Annotated in this window: 3 protein-coding genes and 1 pseudogene; 3 read left to right on the top strand and 1 reads right to left on the bottom strand. The window is 63.6% G+C overall.

Annotated features, from left to right (window positions below; genetic code table 11):
- Positions 1-34: 34 nt before the first annotated feature.
- A pseudogene (locus tag XM50_RS20645) lies at positions 35-229 on the bottom strand (IS5 family transposase); the annotation flags it as partial.
- Between the two features lie 226 nt (positions 230-455).
- Here XM50_RS20645 and XM50_RS00375 point away from each other — a divergent pair.
- The 3 genes from XM50_RS00375 to kdpA all read left to right on the top strand — a co-directional run.
- On the top strand, positions 456-1,334 hold the full coding sequence (locus XM50_RS00375) for a TorF family putative porin (protein WP_052742291.1): 879 nt from the start codon (positions 456-458) through the stop codon (positions 1,332-1,334).
- 113 nt (positions 1,335-1,447) lie between these two features.
- Complete coding sequence (kdpF, locus tag XM50_RS00370; RefSeq protein WP_046406410.1) at positions 1,448-1,537, top strand: K(+)-transporting ATPase subunit F; 90 nt, start codon at positions 1,448-1,450, stop codon at positions 1,535-1,537.
- Between the two features lie 13 nt (positions 1,538-1,550).
- Positions 1,551-3,065: potassium-transporting ATPase subunit KdpA (gene kdpA / locus XM50_RS00365; protein WP_046406408.1), on the top strand; the 1,515-nt coding region annotated here is incomplete at its 3' end.

Raw genomic sequence — 3,065 nt, 5'->3', positions numbered from 1 at the left:
GCCGTCCAACCCATCACGTCAGCTCGGCACCCACTGCAGCCAGCCCCTGCATCATTTGCGTGAACACGCCGCGCTCGCCCCACCTCGTCAGCGCAGCCCACTTGCGGTTGACGACGACGACGCCGCTCAACACGCGTCGTTCATCCACCCGAGACTTGCCGTGGCTCTTGGGAAAGAAGGGTCGCAGTCGCTCGATCTTCTCACCCGTTAGCCAAAACAGGTCGCCCATTCCGGTCTCCTGGCGGAGCCTGAATCAGATCGCGACACTCACATCACCAGATCCTGACCTAGGATCACTTCACTGCCGCGAGTGCCGGCAGCTCTAAAAACGACATCTATATGCGAACACTATGTGAATTGCGGGAATCGCTCTCGAATTCATACGCAACGTGCGCCTAATCGCACGTCCCTGAAGGCGCCGTCATCCGACGGAAGGCCGCTCGAAGGGGTGCATAATGAAGGTCCATTTCATTGCCGCAACCGCCTGCCTATCGGCGCTGCCGTTGGCGGCGCAGGCGCAGTCCACGGCCAATGACAAGGCAGGAGCCGCAGCCGACACCGCTCCACCGCCCGCGATCACCGTCAGCGGCTCGGTGTCGGTCACGTCCGACTATCGCTTCCGCGGTGTATCCCAATCCGACCGGGAAATGGCTGTCCAGGGCGGCATCACCGTCGCGCGCGACAGCGGTTTCTATATCGGGACCTGGGCGTCGAACCTGGCTGGCTGGGGCACGTTCGGCGGCGCCAACATGGAACTCGACCTGATCGGGGGGTACAAGGCGACGCTTGCCGACAACGTTACCCTCGACGTCGGACTGACCTGGTACATGTACCCAGGCGGTGCGGACAAGACCGACTTTGCCGAGCCTTATGCCAAGCTGACCGGCACGGCCGGCGCCGCCACGCTCACCGCCGGCATCGCCTATGCGCCCAAGCAACAGGCGCTCGGCAAGTGGTACAATGCGGGCACTGATGCTGCGAACGGAGCCTACAACAATCCTGGTGCAAAGGACGACAACCTCTATCTGTGGGGTGACGGTGCGCTGCCGCTGGTTGGCACGCCGATTACTGCCAAGGCGCATGTCGGGCACAGCTGGGGTCAGAACGGCCTTGGTCCGAATGCGACCGCGGTTTCGCCTACCGGGCGGTACTGGGACTGGTCGCTGGGTGCCGATGTCACGTGGCAGAGCCTGACCTTCAATGTCAGCTACGTCGACACCGACATCTCCAGCCGCGAGGCTGCCTATCTCCGCCCCAGCTTCAGCAAGGGCCAGGACGGCACCGGCAACATCGCCGGCGGCACCGTCGTGGTGTCGCTGACGGCAGCCTTCTGATCATTGGAGGAAACCGATGCAGGACCTGCTCTGGATCGCGATCATCATCGGGCTGGTCGCGCTCACGCTCCCCTACGCCCGCCTGTGCGACAACGCTTGAGGGAGTTCACGCGATGACGCTCGATCTCTGGCTGGCGGCGCTGACCGCGGCCGGCCTTCTCGTCTATCTCGTGGCGGTGCTGATCCGCCCCGAGCGCTTCTGAAAGGGGCGGCTCCATGACATTCCAGGGCTGGTTCCTGATCCTCCTGTTCGTCGGCATACTGCTGGCGCTCACCAAACCCGCGGGGCTGTGGCTCCACGCACTCTATGAAGGGCGGCGCACGCCGCTCCATGTCGTGCTCGGCCCCGTGGAACGCGGCTTCTACAAGGCCTCGGGCGTCGATCCGACGCAAGAGCAGGGCTGGCGCCGCTACGCGGTCCACATGCTGCTGTTCAACGTCGCGCTCTTGATTCTGACCTATGCGGTGCTGCGGTTGCAGGGTGTGCTGCCGGGCAACCCGCAAGGGCTCGCCGGGCTGTCACCGGATCTCGCGTTCAACACTGCGATCAGCTTCACCACCAACACCAACTGGCAAAGCTATGGTGGTGAAAGCACGATGTCGAACCTCAGCCAGATGCTGGGGCTGACGATCCACAATTTCCTGTCGGCCGCGACAGGCATCTCTCTGGCCTTTGCATTGTTCCGCGGTTTTGCGCGACGGGAGGCAAAGGCAATCGGCAACTTCTGGGCCGATGTGACGCGCGTCACGCTCTACTTGCTGCTGCCGATCTGCGTTGTTTACACGATCTTCCTAATCGCCTCGGGCGTGCCGCAGACGATCGCGGGCGCGGTTGACGTGAACACCCTGGAAGGTGTCCGCCAATCGATCCTGCTCGGTCCGGTCGCGTCGCAAGAGGCGATCAAGATGCTCGGCACCAATGGTGGCGGCTTCTTCAACGCGAATTCGGCGCATCCATTCGAAAATCCGACCGCGCTGACCAACCTCGTCCAGATGCTGTCGATCTTCCTGATCGGCTTCGGCCTCACCTGGACGTTCGGCAAGGCGGTGGGCAACACACGGCAGGGCTGGGCGATCCTGTCGACGATGGTGATCCTGTTCCTCGCCGGCGTCACCGTCACCTACTGGCAGGAGGCTGCGGGCAACCCGATCCTGCACCAACTGGGTGTCGCTGGCGGCAACATGGAGGGCAAGGAGGTTCGCTTCGGCATCGCCGCCAGCGCGCTCTTCTCGGTCGTCACGACCGCCGCCTCGTGCGGTGCGGTCAACAGCATGCACGACAGCTTCACCCCGCTCGGCGGCATGATCCCGCTGTTCAACATGCAGCTTGGCGAGGTCGTGATCGGCGGCGTGGGTGCGGGCATCTACGGCTTCCTGCTCTTCGCCATCCTCGCGGTCTTTGTCGCCGGGCTGATGGTGGGCCGTACGCCGGAATATGTCGGCAAGAAGATCGAGGCGCGGGAGGTGAAGCTCGCTGTGCTGGCGATCGCGGTGCTGCCGCTCGTCATCCTTGGTCTCACCTCGCTGTCGTCGGTTCTCCCCCAAGGGCTGGCCGGTCCGCTCAACAAGGGGCCGCACGGCTTTTCGGAGATCCTCTATGCCTTCACCAGCGCCGTGGGCAACAATGGCTCCGCCTTCGCAGGTCTGACCGCCAACACGCCCTATTACAACGGGCTGCTTGGGCTCGCGATGTGGTTCGGCCGCTTCTTCGTCATCGTGCCGATGCTGGCG

Source organism: Sphingomonas sp. Ag1 (assembly GCF_000980895.1).
Classification (GTDB): domain Bacteria; phylum Pseudomonadota; class Alphaproteobacteria; order Sphingomonadales; family Sphingomonadaceae; genus Sphingomonas; species Sphingomonas panaciterrae.
The sequence above is the reverse complement of the archived record's forward strand: the minus strand, read 5'-3'. Positions and strand labels throughout refer to the sequence as shown.

Excerpts from the sequence above, each read along its gene's own strand:
- XM50_RS00375 (WP_052742291.1), top strand. The coding sequence starts at position 456 with ATGAAGGTCCATTTCATTGCCGCAACCGCCTGCCTATCGGCGCTGCCG.
- kdpF (WP_046406410.1), top strand. The coding sequence starts at position 1,448 with ATGACGCTCGATCTCTGGCTGGCGGCGCTGACCGCGGCCGGCCTTCTC.